The organism is Xanthomonas sp. F10 (assembly GCF_014206815.1).
In the GTDB taxonomy this organism is placed as follows: Bacteria; Pseudomonadota; Gammaproteobacteria; order Xanthomonadales; family Xanthomonadaceae; genus Xanthomonas_A; species Xanthomonas_A indica.
This window is the reverse complement of sequence record NZ_JACHNP010000001.1, coordinates 1,159,051-1,175,781: the sequence shown is the minus strand read 5'-3', so window position 1 is coordinate 1,175,781 and position 16,731 is coordinate 1,159,051. Positions and strand designations below refer to the sequence as shown.

General features: G+C 68.6%; 17 protein-coding genes. 11 read left to right on the top strand and 6 right to left on the bottom strand.

Annotation, left to right across the window (positions count from 1 at the left end; genetic code table 11):
* Positions 1–123: 123 nt before the first annotated feature.
* Positions 124–1,407, bottom strand: coding sequence for a nucleotidyltransferase family protein (locus FHR56_RS05220; RefSeq protein WP_237473161.1), 1,284 nt, complete (start codon positions 1,405–1,407; stop codon positions 124–126).
* Complete coding sequence (locus FHR56_RS05215) at positions 1,404–2,906, bottom strand: radical SAM protein (RefSeq protein ID WP_160947242.1); 1,503 nt, start codon at positions 2,904–2,906, stop codon at positions 1,404–1,406. Before FHR56_RS05215 ends, FHR56_RS05220 begins: the two co-directional genes overlap by 4 nt.
* A 184-nt stretch (positions 2,907–3,090) precedes the next feature.
* Here FHR56_RS05215 and FHR56_RS05210 point away from each other — a divergent pair, with 184 nt between their 5' ends.
* The 3 genes from FHR56_RS05210 to FHR56_RS05200 all read left to right on the top strand — a co-directional run bounded on the left by FHR56_RS05210 (position 3,091) and on the right by FHR56_RS05200 (position 6,548).
* On the top strand, positions 3,091–4,152 hold the full coding sequence (locus tag FHR56_RS05210) for a serine kinase (RefSeq protein ID WP_160947243.1): 1,062 nt from the start codon (positions 3,091–3,093) through the stop codon (positions 4,150–4,152).
* A gap of 99 nt (positions 4,153–4,251) precedes the next feature.
* Complete coding sequence (locus FHR56_RS05205; protein ID WP_160947244.1) at positions 4,252–5,973, top strand: ABC transporter ATP-binding protein; 1,722 nt, start codon at positions 4,252–4,254, stop codon at positions 5,971–5,973.
* Between the two features lie 134 nt (positions 5,974–6,107).
* The gene (locus tag FHR56_RS05200; protein WP_160947245.1) at positions 6,108–6,548 is read left to right on the top strand and encodes a hypothetical protein; all 441 of its coding nucleotides are present in this window, start codon (positions 6,108–6,110) and stop codon (positions 6,546–6,548) included.
* 102 nt (positions 6,549–6,650) lie between these two features.
* Here the strand turns inward: FHR56_RS05200 and FHR56_RS05195 are convergent, their stop codons facing one another.
* The 3 genes from FHR56_RS05195 to FHR56_RS05185 form a co-directional block, all read right to left on the bottom strand.
* Entirely contained in the window at positions 6,651–6,932 is a 282-nt protein-coding gene (locus tag FHR56_RS05195) for a hypothetical protein (RefSeq protein ID WP_160947246.1), read from the bottom strand.
* Between the two features lie 279 nt (positions 6,933–7,211).
* Complete coding sequence (locus FHR56_RS05190; RefSeq protein ID WP_160947247.1) at positions 7,212–8,492, bottom strand: phospholipase D-like domain-containing protein; 1,281 nt, start codon at positions 8,490–8,492, stop codon at positions 7,212–7,214.
* A 377-nt stretch (positions 8,493–8,869) separates the two neighbouring features.
* On the bottom strand, positions 8,870–9,100 hold the full coding sequence (locus FHR56_RS05185; protein WP_160947248.1) for a hypothetical protein: 231 nt from the start codon (positions 9,098–9,100) through the stop codon (positions 8,870–8,872).
* Positions 9,101–9,261: 161 nt separating this feature from the next.
* Here FHR56_RS05185 and FHR56_RS05180 point away from each other — a divergent pair, with 161 nt between their 5' ends.
* Genes FHR56_RS05180 through FHR56_RS05155 form a run of 6 tightly spaced genes read left to right on the top strand, consistent with a single transcriptional unit; the run spans position 9,262 to position 13,825 of the window.
* The gene (locus FHR56_RS05180; RefSeq protein ID WP_237473163.1) at positions 9,262–9,798 is read left to right on the top strand and encodes a DUF2796 domain-containing protein; all 537 of its coding nucleotides are present in this window, start codon (positions 9,262–9,264) and stop codon (positions 9,796–9,798) included.
* Positions 9,795–10,508, top strand: coding sequence for an ATP-binding cassette domain-containing protein (locus tag FHR56_RS05175; protein ID WP_160947249.1), 714 nt, complete (start codon positions 9,795–9,797; stop codon positions 10,506–10,508). The genes FHR56_RS05180 and FHR56_RS05175 overlap by 4 nt, the downstream gene beginning before the upstream one ends.
* A 2-nt stretch (positions 10,509–10,510) precedes the next feature.
* A complete protein-coding gene (locus FHR56_RS05170) occupies positions 10,511–11,764 on the top strand; it encodes an ABC transporter permease (RefSeq protein WP_202406989.1) in 1,254 nt (417 codons plus the stop codon).
* Positions 11,765–11,766: 2 nt separating this feature from the next.
* Complete coding sequence (locus tag FHR56_RS05165) at positions 11,767–12,360, top strand: DUF3299 domain-containing protein (protein WP_160947251.1); 594 nt, start codon at positions 11,767–11,769, stop codon at positions 12,358–12,360.
* Positions 12,347–13,006, top strand: a complete 660-nt coding sequence (locus FHR56_RS05160; protein ID WP_237473172.1) for a DUF3299 domain-containing protein — start codon at positions 12,347–12,349, stop codon at positions 13,004–13,006. Before FHR56_RS05165 ends, FHR56_RS05160 begins: the two co-directional genes overlap by 14 nt.
* A gap of 12 nt (positions 13,007–13,018) precedes the next feature.
* Positions 13,019–13,825: a hypothetical protein gene (locus FHR56_RS05155; protein WP_237473174.1), complete on the top strand. Its 807-nt coding sequence runs from the start codon at positions 13,019–13,021 to the stop codon at positions 13,823–13,825.
* A gap of 121 nt (positions 13,826–13,946) precedes the next feature.
* On the opposite strand, the gene FHR56_RS05150 is transcribed toward FHR56_RS05155, so the two are convergent.
* Positions 13,947–14,867 carry a LysR family transcriptional regulator gene (locus FHR56_RS05150; RefSeq protein WP_202406979.1) on the bottom strand — a complete coding sequence of 307 codons (921 nt, stop codon included), beginning with the start codon at positions 14,865–14,867 and terminating at the stop codon, positions 13,947–13,949.
* Between the two features lie 134 nt (positions 14,868–15,001).
* Here FHR56_RS05150 and FHR56_RS05145 point away from each other — a divergent pair, with 134 nt between their 5' ends.
* Complete coding sequence (locus FHR56_RS05145; RefSeq protein ID WP_160947253.1) at positions 15,002–16,219, top strand: FAD-dependent oxidoreductase; 1,218 nt, start codon at positions 15,002–15,004, stop codon at positions 16,217–16,219.
* 91 nt (positions 16,220–16,310) lie between these two features.
* Positions 16,311–16,520, top strand: coding sequence for a CPCC family cysteine-rich protein (locus FHR56_RS05140; protein WP_160947254.1), 210 nt, complete (start codon positions 16,311–16,313; stop codon positions 16,518–16,520).
* The last annotated feature ends 211 nt before the right edge of the window (positions 16,521–16,731 follow it).

Below are 16,731 nucleotides of genomic sequence, written 5' to 3'. Positions count from 1 at the left end.
CGGTCGTATCGACTTGTCTTGTAGGAGCGGCTTCAGCCGCGACAGCCATCAGCGGTGACGCGTGGCGCGGCTGCAGCCGCGCCTACAACGGCGGTTCACCGCGCTCCCTGGTGACAGCGAGCGTCAGTCCGACGACGGCGCATAGCCTTGCAGCGCGGTCCGCACCGCGTACAGCGTGTCCATCCGCGGCACCGGGTGCAGCAGCCGCTGCAGCACGCGGCGGCGCTGCGGCAGGCGCACCCAGTCCTGGCCCTGCAACCACAGTTGGGTGCGGATCATCTCGGCACGTTCCTGCCGGCTTTCCGCCGAGGGCTGCAGGCGCTGACGCAGATAGTCCAGCACTTCGCTGCCAGAGCGTGCCCATTCGATGCCCGGCAGTGCCGGCAGCCACAGTTGCGAACACGACGCCGCGGTCAGGTCCAGCCCGCGTGCGCGCAGCCGCAGCAGCGGCGGACATTGCGCACGCAGTTGCTTCAGAACCGCCGGCGGAATCGCCGCGCGGTAATAGCGCAACATCAGCCGCAGCGGCGGCCACGCCCACCAGGCATCGGCTCCGGCCACGAGCTGCCAGTCGCTGGCGCGCATGTGCGGGGCGAGCAGGGCCAGGTCGTGCAGGTGCATCAGCCGCAGGCTGCGGCTGCACAGCCCGCCGGCCGCGTGCAGCAGCAGATGGCGCATCAGCGCGCCGTTGCTCGGGTAGGGACGCAAGCCGGGCTTGCCGTCACGCGGCAGGAGTTGCGTGCCGAGGTCGACGGTGCGCAGCGGCAGGCGCTCCTGGATGCGCACATGCAGTTCGATGTTGATCGGCGTATCGCGGTGCTCGCCCAGCGCCGGCACGGCCTTCGCATCTGCCGGGCGGAAGGTCTGGTGCTTCCACTGCGCGAACTCGGCCACGTAGCCCAGTGCGCCGAGCAGCGTCGCTGCGCGCTCGGCGTCCTCCGGACGCACCAGCAGGTCGATGTCGGCCATTGGCCGGTCGCCCAACCGATACAGGCCTTGCGCATGCAGCGCCGCACCCTTCAGCGGCACGATCGCCAGGCCGGCGGTCTGCGCCAGGGCGTCGATCCGCTGCAGCAGTGCGGCGATGCGCTGGTAGCGCTGCGCCACGTGCTCGCGCTGTGCGTCGAGGAAGGCGCGCCACCGCCGGTCCGGCCATTGCGAGCGCCGGCTCAGCAGCGGCGCCACGCCATGCGCCACCGCCGCCGCCGCGGCCAGTTGCCAGTGCAGGCCGTTCCAGGTCGGCATCGGCCCGCCGGGGCGCGCCAGTTCGTGCGCCAGGGTCTCGGTGGCCAGGCGCAGGCCGCGGCCGATGCGCCGCAACGGCAGTGACGCGGGCGCCGCCGCCGGTGCGGCTGTCGGCAGGTCGGCCGCCACGGCCGGATCCGATGACGTCGCCACGTCGGTCATGCGCGCTGCACCAGCGGAATCCGGCGGCGGCCGCCAGCGCCGAGCACTTTTTCCGCCTGCGCGGGCGGCGCCTCGGTCCGATGCTGCGCCTCCCGCGCGATCAGCGCCGCCCAGTCGGCGTCCAGCACTGCCCAGTCCTGCTCGTGCGCCGGGGCCGCGTCTTCGCGGCATTGCAGGTCCACCTGTCGGTGCAGCAGGTCGCGCACCTGGCGGTAGAACGCCGAGTCGTAGGCGCCGCGAAACATCATCGCCAGGTCGTCGCTGTCCTGCCAATGCGTCTTGCGCCCGAGCTGATCCTTGACCTGCTGGTAGAACACGGTGCCGGGCAGGGGATAGGACACGCTGACGCCGATGTCGTCCGGGCGCGCCTGCGCCACCAACCGCCGCGTGGCGAGGATGTCGTCCAGCTGCTCGTCCAGGTAGCCGAGCTGCAGGAAGAAGCCAACGCGGATGCCCTGCGCGCCGAGGCGCCGGCGCGCGGCGATCACGCCCTCCACGTCGGTGCCCTTGGTCATCTTGTCGAGGATGCGCTGGCTGCCGCTCTCGGCGCCGATCCAGGCCTCGCGGCAACCGGCCCGCGCCAGGGCCGCGGTCATGCGCTCGCTGCACAGGTCGGCGCGGGTCTGGATGGTGAAGGGCACCGCGCCATCGGCGGCGGCCAGCGCGTCGGCGAACTCCTCCACCCAGTCGACGTGGAAGCCGAAGATGTCGTCGGCCATCCACACATGATCGGGCGCGACGTTGCGCTTGAGTTGGGTCATCTCCGCGGCCACGTCCTGCGCCTCGCGGCGCTTGTAGTGATTGCCCCAGATCGGCTTGGCGCACCAGTTGCAGCGGAACGGGCAGCCGCGCGAGGCGGCCATGTTCAGGCTGAAATGGCCGTGCCGCTGCTGCCAGAACGCACGGTAACGTGCGATGTCCAGCAAGTCCCAGGCCGCCGTCACCGACAGCCGCGGATCCGGCGGCCGCGCGCCGATCTGCGCGCGCTTGAGCTGCGGCAGCACCGCACTGGCCACCTCGGCCAGGCCAGCCACCCAGCGCGCCGGGTCGATGTCCGGCTCCGCCTGCAGGCGCGCCACCAGTTCCAGCAAGGCCGCGATGCCTTCGCCGATGAGCACCGCGTCGGCACCGGCGGCAAGAAACGCCTCCGGATGGTCCGATGCGTCGGAGCCGGCGACGATCACGCGGCTACCGCCGGCGCGCGCCTCGGCGATCATCCGGCACGCGGCCTCGCGCATCCGGCTCAGGCACATCTTGGTGAGAAAGTTGAAGTTGTCCTCGTAGACCACCACCAGGTCCGGCTGCTGTGTGCGCACGGCGTCGTCGTAGTCCTCCACGCCCTCGGCCAGCATCGCGTCGAACAGCGTCACGTGGTGCCCGTGCTGGCGCAGCAGCGCCGCCACCTGCAGCGTGGCCAGCGGCGGGTAAGGTTTTCCGCGTTCCCACTGCTTGGGGTCGTAGCGCAGGAAGTAGGAGTGGCTGACCTGGATCTTGAGCATCGGCGGAAGGTCTCGTTCGGCGCCGCGGGGGAAGGGCGCATGCAGCGATGGCCGCGCGCAGGTGGCCGTGGCGGTAGGTGCCGGGGCTGCGCCGTTTGGTTGCGCGCCGCGTGGTTGCCGCCGGCGCAACCTTTGGCTGCGCCAGGCGCACCCACGCTGCATCCCCTCAAGCGACTCTTCTCCGATGCCGCGATCGACCCTGCGTGTCCTGGACGTGGCGGCCAGCGACCACCCCACGCCCGTCGTCGCTGCTGGCGGCGCCTGCGATCCGTTCCAAACCCGATTGCGGCGCCCGCACACGCTCAGCAAGCAACTGCTCGGCGGCCGCTTCCACTTCGAAAGCAACAGTCCGGCGCTGCTGGCCTTGGTGGAAGCGGCCTTCGGCGCGGTACCGGCGCATCGCCTGCCGGAGAGCGCTTCGTTCCGCATCGAGCTGACCCTGGTGGACCGCGGCGACGCACCCTACGCGCTGGCGGTGGAGCCGCCGCCGGTGCAGACCCATTCCGGCGCCGGCGTGCTGAGCGGGGTGATCGATGCGCACAACTACGTGGTGCTGGTGCCCGAGCAGGGCAGGGCGCTGGTGGTGGTGTCCGAGGACATGCTCGCCCACGCCTACCATGTGCGTTACGAACTGATCGAATTCGCGGTGTTCGTCCTGGCCGCGCGCGGCATGCACCTGGTGCCGCTGCACGGCGCCTGCGTCGGCCGCGATGGCCGCGGCGTGCTGCTGCTCGGCGGCAGCGGCGCCGGCAAGTCCACGCTGGCCCTGCACAGTCTGCTGCGCGGGCTGGAGTTCCTCGCCGAGGACGCCCTGTTCGTCGCGCCGCAGTATCTGCTCGCCACCGGCATCGGCAACTTCCTGCACCTGCGGCCGGAGCTGTTGCGTCTGCTCGACCCGCAGACCCGCGCCTGGATCGCCGCGGCACCGCTGATCCGCCGCCGCAGCGGGGCGCTCAAGCACGAGGTGGACATCCGCCACGGCGACGGACGCCTGGCCCAGGCACCGTTGCGGCTGGTCGCGGCGGTGTTCGTCTCGGCCACCCTGGCGGCCGATCCACAGCGGCTGCTGCAGCCGGTCACCGACGCGGACGTGGCCGCGCGCCTGGCCGCGGACCAGCCCTATGCCGCTGGCCAGCCGCATTGGCCATTGTTCGCGCGCCAGTTGCAGCGGCTGGGCGTGTACGAGCTGCAGCGCGGCACGCATCCGGAGGCTTCGGTCGATGCACTGCAGACGCTGTTGGCTTGAGGCCCCGCGCGCCACCAGGAAACCGGCGACGCAGGATGCCGGCGCGCATGCGCGGCGGCTGGGCGTGGCGTCGATCGCCCATCACGCAGACGCCAGCGGATGAGCGCGCGTCCGGACCCCGCATCGCACTTGCTGCGCGCCTTCGTCGCCGTGCTCGGCCGTGGCGAGCGCCTGCGCATCGCCGGGTACGTGCTGCTGTCGCTGCTCGGCGCGCTGGCCGGCGCGCTCGCCGCGGTCGCATTGGTGCCGCTGGTGCAACCCGGCCATGTGCTGACCCTGGCCGGCCACGCCTTGCCGTTGCCGACCGGTTTGTTCGCGCAGACCCTGCTGTTCGTCGCCGCCAGCAGCGGCTTTGCGCTGCTGCGCTGGTGGGGCACGCGACTGGCCGCGGACCTGGCCAGCCGCCACGCGCTGGGTCTGCGCAGGCACGTGCACGCGCGCTTGCTGCAGGTGCCATTGCCGGCACTGGCCGATGCCAGTTCGGCGGAAATCGCCAACCTGCTCACCTACAACGTCGAGATCGTGGTGCAGGGCTTCAGCGCGCTGCTGCAGCTGCTGGTGGCGGCGATCACCGCGGCGGTGAGCCTGGCCGCCGCGTTCCTGGTCTCGCCCATCCTGGTGCTGGCGCTGCCGCCGCTGCTGGCGCTGGGCCTGCTCGCCTTCCGCATCGCCGGGCATGAACAGGCCCGGGTCAGCCGCCAGTACGTCGCCGACATGACCCGACTGTTCTGGCTCAGCGAGGATTTCCCGCGGCGCCTGCGCCACGTGCGCTCGTTCGCCCGCGAGGCGCGCGAGCAGGAAGCCTACGACGCGATCGCCGGTCGGCTCGCCGATGGCTACGCGCGGCAGCAGGCGCTGGTCGCCTCCGGCCGCCTGCTGCTGGAACTGGCGGCGGTAGCGGCCATCGCCGCAATCATGCTGCTGGCCGGGGTGTGGCATGGCATCGACCGCGGCGCGCTGATCACCGTCGGGCTGCTGCTGGGGCGGCTGTTGCCGTACCTGGTCTCGACCCGGCAGAGCGTGCAGCAACTGCGCTCGGCCGCCCCGGCGTTGGAACTGTGGCAACGCTACGTTGCGCTCGGCACGCCGTTCCCGGCGTTGCAGCGTACGGGAGCGGCAACGCCCCCTGCAGCGACCGTGGCGACATCGCCGCCACCGATCCAGATCGAACGCATCGGCCTGGCACCGCCACTGGCCGCGGTCGCCTTGAACGACCTGGTCCTGGCGCCGGGCACCCTGACGTTGATCAGCGGCCCGTCCGGAGTCGGCAAAAGCAGCCTGATGGACGCCTTGGCCGGCATGGTCGCGCCACCGCAGTTCGCCGCCCACTGCAACGGCTGCACGCTCGACTTCGCCGGCTATCGCGCCGCGCTGCAGCCCTTGGCCTATATCGCTCAGGGTGTGCGCCCCTGGCAGCAAACGGTGCGGCACTGCCTGGCCTGGGCGGCGCCGGCTGCGAGCGAAGTGGCGATGTGGGACGCGCTGCGCGATGTCGGCCTGGCCGCGCGCCTGCAGGGCGGCGGCGGCCTGGACACCGCCGCGCATGGCGTCGGTACACGCCTGTCCGGCGGCGAACTGCAGCGGCTGCTGCTGGCCCAGGTGCTGCTGCGGCAACCGCGCGTAGCCTTGCTCGACGAAGCCACCAGCGCCCTCGACGCCGTCGCCGAGCAGCAAGTCTTGGGCACGCTGCGGCGCCGCTTGCCGCACACCGCCCTGGTGGCGGTCTCGCACCGCCTCGGCCTGTCCGCCATCGCCGACCAGTGCGTGATGGTGCAACGCGCGACCGTGGCGCCACTGCTGTTGGCCGATCGCGCGTCCTGAGCGAGCGCGGCGATGCTCTGGCGGGGCCTGCCGCTATTGCCTGCAACTGCGCTAGGCGCCCACGGGTGCTAGGCGCGATTTTGTCTAAGCGGCATGGACTGAGCGTCGCTAAGCTCTCCGCACAGGGGGAGATCATGGACGTCATGCAACGGGCAGCCGCAGGGCTGCTCCTCATCGCCGTTTCGGCGACCGTATTCGCACAAACACGCTCGGCGGTCGGGCGGGGCATCGAACGTGTGAATCCGCAGCGTAACGTCGCCCCGATTCCACGCCTGGATTGCCGCAAGCTGCTGGCAAACGATCCGCGTCCCTGGACCCATGCCTATTGCGAACACGTGGACTTCTCCATGCAGGACAGCCTGGCCCATACCTTCGGCCGGCCACGGCCGTCGCAGATCCAACTCGACATTCCCGCGCTGGGCACTGCCGAAGCGCGGGCCGCCGGTGTTTCCTGTTCGGAGGGGCGCGTGATCCGCAAAGTGGGCAACGGCTGGGAGCAGGCGCTGGACCGCGATCGCAATTACCTGCGGTGCAGACCGTCGGTGGAGCTGCCGTCGGGATTCATCGGCAGGTGACGGAGCGGATGTACGCGGCGCATCCGAAGAAACAAGGCCCCGCAAGCAGGGCCTTGTGCGCATTCAGGCGCATGTGCGGTGTGAGTCCACCTGACATCCAGCTCAGCCCTGCGGAATGTCGCACTTCATCTTTCCGTCCACGTAGTACGGCTTGGGGACGTCCGGATTCTGGCTGGTCTTCTCGAACACCACCTCGAACGAATCGGGGTCCGGCGTGCCCTTACGCGACGTGCAGGCCTCCTGCAGCTTCTTCTTGACCGCGGCGATGCCGGCTTCGCGATTGGCGCCGTCGGCGCTGTTGGTCAGATTGGCGACCTCGGCGAAGGCCGGCGAGGCGAGTCCCAGCAAGCTCCCTGCGAACACGAGTGCGTGCAGCTTCTTCATGGCGTCTCCTTGTGTTGGATGTCCGTACGCGGCTGGAGGCATGCGTCGTGGCGCGAGTAGCAGGGCCTGGCGCAGCGGTCGCCTTCCAGCGCGGCGCCAGGATAGGGAGCGCGGGTTAAGGCCTCGTGGGGATGGCTGCGGCGCATCGTCGCAGCGTCATCCTCGTATCGACGGTGCATTCCATCTCAGCGACGTTCTCTGTCCAATACGCGATGAAGCGCGCATCGGCCCAGGAGTACCCAACCTGAAGGCTGCATGCCGCCAGCACGGACGCGGAGCCTATTCGGTACGCGGCGCTTCGTAGTTCTGGCCGGGCTGCAGCGTCGTCACGTAGGGCCCGTTCCAGTCGCGGTCGAAGATGCGGGTCAGCGTCTCGGCCGGCCCCTTGCCCTTGACGAACACCGAGGCGTCCACCGCGGTGTTGAAGTAGCTCCATTCCCAATTGCCGGTGCCGATGACGCTGCTGCGGTCGTCGGCCACCGCGTACTTGGCGTGCTCCACCCGCGCATACGCAATGAAGCCTTGCGGCGCCGGCGGCAGGCGGCTGAACTTCACCGCGATGTTCGGCAGCGCGGCCAGGCTTTTCAGATACGCCTGCATCGGTTCGCGCAGCGCCCAGTCGGCGACGATGATGTGCACCTGCACGCCGCGTGCGGCGGCGTCGCGGATGGCGCTGTCGACCGGCGCCCACCAGCCCTTGGGACCGAAGCTGCGGATCGCCGAGAGCGTCATCACCTGGATGCGCAGCGCATGCTGGCTGGCGCGGATCATGTCGACCAGCGCCGGCTCCTCGGCAGTGACCCAGGCCGGCTGCAGCGCCGGCGGGCTGAAGGCAGGGAAGGCGATCAGTGGCGCGTCGCTGCCGGCATCGAGCAGCACCGGATCGGTGGCGGTGACCGGCGCGAAATCCGGCGGCTGCACGCCGCGGACCTGCGCCTTGGCCAGATCGCCTTCGTCGGCCAGGCGCCAGCTGTAATCGAAACTGGCCGCGAAGGTCTTGGCGAACCGCGCATCGTCGATGCGCGCGCCGATCTCGTGGATCTGCTCCAGCGCCCGCCAGTCCCAGTTCTGGCTGCCGACGAACACGCTGGCGTCGTCGACGATCATGTACTTGGCGTGCAGCACGCCACCGGTCAGCGTATCGACCGGCAGCACCCGCACGGTGATCCCCGGTACCTCGCGCAACCAGGCGACGCTGTCGGGATTCTTGGCCAGGAAGGTGTGGTCGACCAGCAGATGCACCGCCACGCCGGCGCGGGCGCGGGCGGCCAGCGCGCCCAGCACCGGGGTCAGGCCGGTGCCGGGCTTCTCGGAGATGTAGAACGCGGCGATGTCGATGCGCTGCTTGGCGCCATTGATCATGGCCAGCCAGGTCTGCTGGGTGCGCGGCACCCCAGGCTCGCCGTAGACGCTAGCCTCGGGCACGCTTTCGACGATCTGGAACTGCGACGCCTGCGGCCTGGCCTCAAGCCCAGTCGCTGCCGAGAGCAGCAGGCAAGCCAGCGTGGCGGACAGGAGGCGACGCGCGCGATGCGCGCTGGCGGGGGAAGAAAGACGCACGTTGGGGGTCCTTGCGGAAGCTGGGAAAGTGGATGCCGGAGGGCTGTGCGCGTGCATGCTACCGGCAGCTGCCGTGGCTGGGCAGTCCGCGGTTGTCGCGCGCTTGTCATTGAAAGGCGGGTGTAGCGAATGTGCTCCGGATGGGGAGGCCAGGGCAGTCCGCGCCAACAACGCCAGGGATCAGCGTACCGCCGGTGCGCGCCGGTCGCAGCGGCCGCCATTAGCCTGCCGACCCGGCGCGAGCAGTGGATCAGCGCATCACCGTCTCATCCAGACGAGCACCCACGGGCGGCGCGACCTGCGGTGCAGCGTTTTGCAGCAGACGGCCACCAACGTTGCACCCCACACCCAACCACCGCGGCAGCCGAGGATGACGCTCAGCCGCGGCCGTCGGCGAATGCCGCCTGCGCCTGTGCGAACCACTGCAGCACCTGCTGGCGATGCGGCTCGCCCCAGCAGCGTACGAACTGCTGGGTGTGATGGTCGGTGGTGTCGTTCAGCGCGGCGATGCGCTGGGCGATATACGCCCGGTCGAGACGCAAGCCGCAGTCGACCTCGATGCAGTGGCGCCAGGCGCTGTAGCTGTCGGGAATGATGGAAGAAGACATCGAAGTCCTTGAAGTTCGGCGCCCATCGCGGCGCAGGCCTGCCGCGCGACACATCGGTAATGGCCGCAGGCGAACCGCGGCTGACTGACGGCAGCGCAAGGCTTGCACCCGTGTTCGATTGTTCACTAATGTTATAGTGTAACTCAACCGATGCGCTGCATATGCGACCTGGCATTCCCCTGATCCTGTTGTGTCTCTTCGCCAGTTCGCCGGCCGCCGCAGCGGTTCGCCACCATGGCCCGCACGTGCACGGCCAGGCCAACCTGGAGGTCGCGGTCGATGGCACTGCCGTGGACGTGCAACTCAGTGCGCCCGGCATCGGCATCCTCGACTTCGAACATCCGGCGCGCGATGCGGGCGAACGCCAGCGCCTGGCGGCCGCGGTCGCCACCCTGCGCAGTGCCGGCTGGTTGCAGTTCCCGGTCGCCGCGACCTGTTCGCTGCGCAGCGCGCAGGTCACCACCGAGGGCTACGACGTGGCGATGGCCGATCCGGACGAACCCGGCCACACCCACGCCGAGTTTCACGCCCACTACGCGTTCGACTGCGCGCAGCCGGCGCGACTCGACCACCTGCAGGTGTTGCTGCCGCAGCGTTTCCCGTGGCTGCACACGGTGCTGGTGGACGTCACCACCGCGGCCGGCCAGGGCCGCACCGAGGTGGTGGCCGGGCAGCCCCAGGTGAAGTTGCCGGAATGAACCAGCCGCATGTCGTCGAACTGAACGAGCTGCGCTTCGGCTATCCCGGCGCCACCGCACCGGTGCTGGACATCGCAGCGTTTGAACTGCCGCGTGGGCAACAGCTGTTGCTGCGCGGCGCCAGCGGCTCGGGCAAGAGCACCTTGCTGGCGTTGATCGCCGGCGTACTGCAGCCCACCGCCGGCCGCGTGCACGTGGCCGGGCAGGACCTGGCGGCCTTGCGCAAGGCCGCGCGCGACCGCTTCCGTGCCGACCACTGCGGTGTGGTGTTCCAGCAGTTCAACCTGCTGCCGTTCCTCAGCACCCGCGACAACATCGCACTGGGCCTGCAGTTCTCCGCGCGCCGCGGCCGATTGGCCGCCGGCACGAGCGCGCTGGACGCGGAGATCGAGCGGTTGATGGTCGCGCTGGGCCTGGACGTGGCGGCGCTTTGGTCGCGACCGGCCGCGCGCCTCAGCGTCGGCCAGCAGCAACGCGTGGCCGCGGCACGCGCGTTGATCGCGCGGCCGCCGCTGCTGCTCGCCGACGAGCCCACCTCCGCGCTCGACCCGGTCGCCGCGCAGGCCTTCCTGCACCTGCTGTTCGCCGAGTGCCGGCAGGGCGGTACCAGCTCGATCGTGGTCAGCCACGATCCGTCGATCGCACCGCTGTTCGACGCCCAGGCCGACCTGGCCACGCTCAACCGCGCCAGCGCAGGAGGTGCGCGATGACGCTGTTGAAGCTGGCGCTGGCCAGCCTGCGCAGCCGGCGCCTGGGCGTGGCATTGACGGTGTTGGTGATCACGTTGAGCGTGACCCTGCTGCTGGGCGTGGAGCGGATCCGCACCCAGGCGCATGAAGGCTTCGCCAGCACCGTCTCGGGCACCGACCTGATCGTCGGCGCGCGCTCGGGCCCGGTGAACCTGCTGCTGTATTCGGTGTTCCACATCGGCGACGCCACCAACAACGTCTCCTGGAAGAGCTACCAGGACCTGAGCGCGATGCCCGAGGTGAAGTGGGCGGTGCCGCTGTCGCTGGGCGATTCCTACCGCGGCTACCGGGTGGTCGGCACCAGCATCGGATTCTTCGAACACTACCACTACGGCGCCAAGCACCCCCTGGCGTTCGCGCAGGGCAGGGCGTTCGACGACCTCTACGATGCGGTGATCGGCGCCGACGTCGCCGCCGCGCTCGGCCGCCACCTCGGCGACGAGATCGTGCTGACCCATGGCACCGGCCGGATCAGCCTGGCCACCCATGCCGACAAGCCATTCCGGATCGTCGGGATCCTGCGCCGCACCGGCACGCCGGTGGATTCCAGCGTACTGGTGTCGCTGCAGGCGATCGAGGCCATCCATATCGACTGGCATTCCGGCGTGCGCCTGCCGGGCCACCATGTCAGCGCCGCGCAGGCGCGGGCGATGGACCTGACCCCGGACACCATCACCGCCTTCATGCTCGGCCTGAAGACCCGTATCGCCACCTTCTCGGTGCAGCGGCGGATCAACGAGTATCCGGAGGAAGCGATGCTGGCGATCATGCCGGGCGTCACCCTGCAGCAACTCTGGGGCACCCTGGGCACCGCCGAAGGCGCCCTGCGCATGATCGCCTCGCTGGTGGTGCTGCTCGGCCTGGTGTCGATGGTCGCGCTGTTGGTGGCCACGCTGCAGGAGCGCCGGCGCGAGATGGCGATCCTGCGCGCGGTCGGCGCACGGCCACGCGACATCGCCTGGCTGCTGCTGTTCGAAGCCGGCCTGGTCACCGTGGTGTCGTGCGCGCTGGCGTTGTCGGTGGTGACGGCGGCCAGCTGGCTGGCGCGCGGTTGGGTGCTCGATCATTTCGGCCTGGCGATCAACCGCGTCGCGCCCAGTGCGGTGGAGTGGGGCTGGCTCGGCTGCGTGCTGCTGGCCGGTGTGCTCGCCGGCATCGTGCCGGCGCTGCTGGCCTATCGCCGCACCCTGGCCGATGGCCTGTCGCCGGAGCTGTGAGCATGACGCGCTGGATCCTTTCCTTGCTGGCGCTCGCCGTGCTGTGCGGTTGCGGCCGACAGCAACCCGCCGCCCCAAAAAAAGCGCCACAGACGTCGGCCGCGCAATCGGCGCCGGCCAACGACGCGGCGATCAACCCACCGCTGGGCGAGCCCGATGCCGACGGCTATCGCGAACTGGACTGGAGCGCGATGCTGCCGCCGGCCGAATTGAAGGCGCTGGAAAACAGCGACGAAGCGCCAGTCAACCACACTGGCAAGCAGGCGATGCCGCAGACCGGCACCTACAACACCGTGCCGGCAGTACTGGCGCGCAAGGTGCGCCTGCCGGGCTACGTGGTGCCGCTGGACAGCGACGACGCCGGCCGCGTGCGCGAATTCCTGTTCGTGCCGTACTACGGCGCCTGCATCCACGTGCCGCCCCCGCCGCCGAACCAGATCGTGCATGTGCGCCTGAACACGCCCATCGATCCGCCCGACATGTACAGCCCGTTCTACCTGAGCGGCCAACTGCGCGCCGAAACCCTCCATGGCGAACTCGCCGGCACCGCCTACACGATGGAGCAGGCCCACCTGCATCCCTATGAAAAAGGCTGAGCGCTATCTCCCGCTGGCAATGGTGCTGTGCCTGCTGGCGGCTTGCCACGGCGACGGCGGGCAGGCTGGCACCACGTCGGCACCAGCACGTGCTGCGGCGCATGCGCCCGCCCACGCGACCGCAGACGCCGACGCTGTTCCGGACACGGTCGAACGCTGGGAACAACTGGCGCCGGCCAACGATATCTATCAACGCCCGCCGCCGCGCATCAGCACGGCCTGGCGCGGCGACGCCGCGGTGATGGACCAGCCGGCGCCCGTCGACGATGGCCCGTCAGTAGTCAACGGCATGCCGATCGACCATTCCGGCACCCAACGTGCCGCGCAGTTCGGCTCCTCGCAAGTGGTGAAAGGCCTGGAAGGCAAGCGCTTCGCCCTGGACGGCTACGTGGTGCCGCTGGAAAGCGACGACCAGGGCAAGGTCAGCGAACTGCTGTTCGTGCCGTTCTATGGCGCCTGCATCCACGTGCCGCCACCGCCGCCGAACCAGATCCTGCACGTGGTGCTGCGCACCCCGATCGACGTGCCGGAGCTGTGGGACTCGTTCCACCTGCAAGGGCGGCTGCATCTGGCCGACTTCAAGGCCGATATCGCCAATGCCACCTACGAGGCGGAGGACGCCACGCTCACTCCGGTGCAAGGCTGAGTGCGCGGCTCGATGCGCCTGAAATCGGCGATGCTTTGGGCGATCGCGATCGCCGCCTGTGCGGTCATCGTTGCCGGCGGCGTGCTGTTTGCGTTGCGCACGCACGGGCACGTGGCGCCGACACCGCGTGCTGCTGCGACCAAGGCGGCCCATCCGCCAACTGTGCCCGCATTTCATGTCGCACCATTGCCCGATGATGCGACCGGCAAGCGCATCACCGCACTGCTGCAAAGCGATCCAGCATTCGCGCGCGACGCCACGTTCCTCATTGCAGCCAGCTTGCGCGAACGCTGCGCACCGGCCCATGCCGGCGAACTGGCGAAGATGGCCAACCGCGCCCGCCTGCCGGTGCTGGCCGCAACGTCCGAGGTGACCGCACGCGAACCCGACCTGGACCATCCGATCTACCAGGCGATCCAGCACATCGCCGCCGCGGCACCCTGCGGCCGCACGCTCGACCTGACGGCGACCGGCCTGCCGCTGCAACTGGACCCGGAACGCTACGCGGCGGCGTTTCCCGATACCTACTACCAACCGACGCTGGACACCGTGCCGCACGAGTATGCCGGCCAGCCGCTGGGCACCCGCGCCGCGCAGGAATGCCAGTCCATCGCCTACGCAGTGTTGCCGCTGGGCCGGGACGGTTGGCAGTGCAGGGCACTCTGGTCGGGCATGCGCCCGCGGATCGTCAAGGCTTGCGAACAAGCCCGCAGCGAAGCCGGGCAGGGGGCGGGTGAGGCGATTCCGCCGGAGGTCGCGAACCGGCTGACGCCGGTGGTGGCGGGCTTGCTGGAGAAGTTGCCGGAGTCCTGTCGCTGAGCGCGTGCTTATGCTTTTGCACGGCGGAAGCTAACCACTGCGAACGGCAGGAGTTGGCAAAGACAGAAGTTCGCGGAGCAGCTGATTAGGCAGGTTCCACGCCACCTTGTCGCGCTCGGCCTTACGTTGACTTGCCCCCGAACCCCTGCAACCGCACCTGGATGAACTCCAGCAACGCCCGAACTCGCGCAGTGACTGAATGACGGTGACTGTAGGCACCAAGCAATTGCAGTGGTGCAGGGCTTAGATCCAGTGGCACTTCCTGCAATCGACCCGCGGCAAGATCGTCCTGGCATGGGTGGGCCGCAATGATCGCGAAGCCAAGTCCCTGGCGGGCACCTGCCACCGCAAGTTCCCCACTGTTGACGCGATACCGGCTGCGCACAGGCACCTTCACGATCTCGCCCGCAGGATCGAGAAACTGCCAGGGCTGCCCCTTCAGTGCGCTCACGGTGGTGATGCACGGCAAGGACTTGAGGTCGCGCACGTGGCGCGGCGTTCCGGTTTGGGCCAATAGCGCGGGGGACGCGACCACGATGCTGGGCAATGTCGCCAGTTCGCGGGTGATGAACGCACTGTCGTCCTGACGCCCGCGGTGGAAGACGATGGAGAGGTCCATGTCCTCACGCAACACTTCCAGGCCGGTGAGGCGCGTGTCGCATTCCAACTCAATGCCAGGATGAAGACTGCAGAATTCGGCGAGGATAGGCCCGAGCAGCCTGGGCGCTTCGTTGGGCATGCACATCCTGAGAGACCCCTTCAATTCGCCCTGTACCGCGCCAAGCTCCTCCTCCGTGGACAACAAGGCATCGAGGACCGGTTTGGCGCGCTCGTACACCAGCCTGCCGGCCTCCGTCATGCGCAGATGGCGCGTGCTGCGTTCCAGCAAGCGCACGCCCAGCCTGCGCTCCAGCGCCGCGACGTGACGGCTGACGTTCGACGACGGCAGGGCCAGCAGGCGCCCCGCGCCGGAAAAGCTCTGCTCGTCGACGACGGCCACGTAGACGCGGACTGCATTCAGGTCGAGCTTGTCGCGCATCATTATCCCATCTGAGGTATGAAAGCCCGCCATTTTTGCATGCTAGTTTGCGCAATTGGTGGGGACCAAGATGCACTCCCGTCCAACGGCTGCCCTGCAACGGCACGCCTGGACCCATTGAATCGGGATGCATCGGCATGGAGATCGGAATACTGGGCGGCGGCATCGCAGGCTTGAGCGTGGCTCTCGTGTTGCACAAGCAGGGGCACACCGTGTGCGTCTATGAACGTCGGAACGGGCCGGCCACCATGGGCGCTGGCGTGACGCTTTGGCCCAACGCGGGCTTTGTGCTGCAGGAACTCGGGTTGTTGGAGGATGTCGGGGCGGTGGGCGGTCGGCCATTGTCGGTCCACCGCAAAGACGCAGCGGGCAACGCGCTGGGAGGCCTGGACATCACGGTGCTGGACCGACTCATGGGCTACCCAACCCATACCATTCTGCGTCGGGACTTGCAGGGGGTATTGCTGGACCACGTGGCACGCACTGGCATCCAGGTGGAGTTCGGGCATCGGGCGGTCGCGATTGATCTGGATGCCGACGACAAGGCCTTGGCGCGGTTCGAGAACGGGAAGAGCATCCGCCCAGACCTGCTCATTGGTGCCGATGGCCGCATGGACTCGGTCGCGCGCAAGTTCGTCGCAGGAGACAACCCCCCCATCTACCAAGGGTTCGTGAACTGGATCGGCGTTGCACAGGGGAATGGCCCGTTGCTGAGCGACATGGCGATTCATGACTACTGGGGGTCCGGCGATCGTGTCGGTTGCGTGCCGATCCGGACGGATCTGGTGTACTGGGCCGCCGCGCAGGCGCGGCCATTGCCCGAGGCGACGCGCGCAGCGGAGATGTGCAAGGAGGTGATGGATCTGTGTGCAGGATGGCCCGAGCCGGTCGCCCGCATTATCGAGGCCACGCCGGCGCACTCCATCCAACGGATCGCCGTGCATGACGTTGAGCCGCTGCACACCTGGAGCCGAGCAAATGTGCTGCTCGTCGGCGATGCGGCACACGCGCCACTGCCGACCTCGGGCCAGGGCGCCTGTCAGGCGTTGGAAGACGCCTGGCATCTGGCGCGGTGCCTCGAAGAGGCCGGCGGTGCGCTGGATCAGGCATTGCCGCGTTTTGCCGCAATCCGCGGACCCAAGACCACAAAGCTGGCAGAGCAGGGCAGACTGTTCGCGCGCGGGCTTTTCGCCCAAGACCCCGAAACCTGCCGTGTTCGCAATGAGCGCGCCAAGGCTTCCGATCCATTGCGCGATGCCCAGGCCATGGCGGCAGGCTGGTCGCAGGGCCTGCCGATGGCAGACTGCATTGACGGGACGCCGGCGAACGGCGCTGGCAGTCTGTATCGCCTTTGACAGACAATCCTGATCCGAGCGTCGCGTAGCACTCCGCTGCAGGAAGTATTTCCACCGGATCCGGGGATCCATTTTATTGGGTTACTACGTCATGCTGATCAAAGACCCTCCACTGCGCCGTCCCTGCTGTGGCTACAAGGCGCTTTCCGAGCGAGCAGCATTTGAGATTTGCGCTGTTTGTTTCTGGGAGGATGATGGTCAAGATGACAATGATGCTGATGAGGTACTAGGTGGTCTCAATGGCAACCTCAGCCTCACACAAGCCCGGGCCAACTATCAGAAGTTCTGGTGCCTTTCGTAGACGGAATCTCCCATATGTACGCCTGCACTTAGGTGAAGGGACGTAAAGTGGGGACAGCCAACCCGGCTCTAGCTAGGCATACAACAAAACCGCGAAATGTTCTCTTGGCCTATAGCAAGCGTAGCAGCAAAGTGATTAAGGATTTTTATAAGGACTACAAACCACTAGGGTCAGGAACCCCAGGCATATTCCGAAAACCGGCCAGCGGGCT

Coding starts and splice junctions, on each gene's coding strand:
- FHR56_RS05165 (WP_160947251.1), top strand. CDS start 11,767: ATGACGCGCTGGATCCTTTCCTTGCTGGCGCTCGCCGTGCTGTGCGGT.
- FHR56_RS05155 (WP_237473174.1), top strand. CDS start 13,019: ATGCGCCTGAAATCGGCGATGCTTTGGGCGATCGCGATCGCCGCCTGT.
- FHR56_RS05160 (WP_237473172.1), top strand. CDS start 12,347: ATGAAAAAGGCTGAGCGCTATCTCCCGCTGGCAATGGTGCTGTGCCTG.
- FHR56_RS05180 (WP_237473163.1), top strand. CDS start 9,262: ATGCGACCTGGCATTCCCCTGATCCTGTTGTGTCTCTTCGCCAGTTCG.
- FHR56_RS05210 (WP_160947243.1), top strand. CDS start 3,091: ATGCCGCGATCGACCCTGCGTGTCCTGGACGTGGCGGCCAGCGACCAC.
- FHR56_RS05145 (WP_160947253.1), top strand. CDS start 15,002: ATGGAGATCGGAATACTGGGCGGCGGCATCGCAGGCTTGAGCGTGGCT.
- FHR56_RS05220 (WP_237473161.1), bottom strand. CDS start 1,407: ATGACCGACGTGGCGACGTCATCGGATCCGGCCGTGGCGGCCGACCTG.
- FHR56_RS05205 (WP_160947244.1), top strand. CDS start 4,252: ATGAGCGCGCGTCCGGACCCCGCATCGCACTTGCTGCGCGCCTTCGTC.
- FHR56_RS05215 (WP_160947242.1), bottom strand. CDS start 2,906: ATGCTCAAGATCCAGGTCAGCCACTCCTACTTCCTGCGCTACGACCCC.
- FHR56_RS05195 (WP_160947246.1), bottom strand. CDS start 6,932: ATGAAGAAGCTGCACGCACTCGTGTTCGCAGGGAGCTTGCTGGGACTC.
- FHR56_RS05175 (WP_160947249.1), top strand. CDS start 9,795: ATGAACCAGCCGCATGTCGTCGAACTGAACGAGCTGCGCTTCGGCTAT.
- FHR56_RS05200 (WP_160947245.1), top strand. CDS start 6,108: ATGGACGTCATGCAACGGGCAGCCGCAGGGCTGCTCCTCATCGCCGTT.
- FHR56_RS05140 (WP_160947254.1), top strand. CDS start 16,311: ATGCTGATCAAAGACCCTCCACTGCGCCGTCCCTGCTGTGGCTACAAG.
- FHR56_RS05185 (WP_160947248.1), bottom strand. CDS start 9,100: ATGTCTTCTTCCATCATTCCCGACAGCTACAGCGCCTGGCGCCACTGC.
- FHR56_RS05150 (WP_202406979.1), bottom strand. CDS start 14,867: ATGATGCGCGACAAGCTCGACCTGAATGCAGTCCGCGTCTACGTGGCC.